The 972-nt window shown below is 55.8% G+C and carries 1 protein-coding gene; it reads right to left on the minus strand.

The genetic code is table 11. The annotated features are described in order from the left end of the window. A partial coding sequence (gene xerC / locus AACQ38_RS23680) for a site-specific tyrosine recombinase XerC (protein WP_165579240.1) occupies nt 1-842 on the minus strand: 842 nt, incomplete at its 3' end. Between the last annotated feature and the right edge of the window lie 130 nt (nt 843-972).

Below are 972 nucleotides of genomic sequence, written 5' to 3' on the forward strand. Positions count from 1 at the left end.
AACAGGTGGCAGGCACCTTTTTTCTCGATACCCACCGCGTTGATATAAGCTGTCACCAGATTGCTGATACCGTTAGCCTGTAAGCCGTCCAGCCCATCCATTGCGACGAATAATGCCTTGACGTCTGGATTGACGATAAGTTGTGGCCGCACCTGTTGCTGATAGCGCTGTAGCCAGCTTAAGGCCCGTTCACCGAGGGGCAACACCCGGTCTTTATTCCCCTTGCCCTGCCGGATGGTCACCGTTTTGCGTTTTCCGTCAACGCTGTACACATCCAGCCGGGTTAATTCGCCCCGACGCATCCCGGTTGACCAGAGCAACTCCATCAACGCCCGGTCACGTATCCCCTGCAACGTCGTCAGGTCAGGCTGCGCCAGTATCTGTTCGGTTTCATCGATGGTCAGGATATAGCGCGGCAGGTGCTTTTCCAGTCTGGGGAGTTCAATGTCCGCCGCCGGGTTCGCCAGTATCAGATTCTGTTTGGTCAGCCATTTGAACCAGACTTTCAATGGCTCCAGTTGGGTACGTTGCGTCCGGGTGCTTAACGGTTCACCGTTGGTCTTGCGGTACTGATACAGATAACGCTGGTAACGCTCCAGTATCGGCCGGGTGATATCCGCTGCGTAGTATAAGCCGCGCTCGGTTGCCCACAGGATAAAGTGGTAAGTATGGTGCGTCTGTACTTTCAGCGTACTTTCTGACCAGCTCCGTTCCTGTCGCCACACTACAAAGCGCAGCAACAACGCATACAGGCTCTTCGGGTCATGCGCCGGCCCCACAGGCTGACGGTAGACGTCATTAACGGTCAGAAGGCTCCCCTTGCGGGGTTTACGGTTTGCCATGATTGACCTCCGGTTGAGATTGAGGGGCGGGCGCAGACAAGGGGCGCGTTTTCTTTTTTCCTTTTATCACGGTGTCTTCCGTTACCCCGACTTGCGGTACGCTGAACCCGTGTTCTGCCTGCCCGGATGG

It is taken from the genome of Photorhabdus sp. RW14-46 (assembly GCF_963887965.1).
GTDB lineage: Bacteria > Pseudomonadota > Gammaproteobacteria > Enterobacterales > Enterobacteriaceae > Photorhabdus > Photorhabdus laumondii.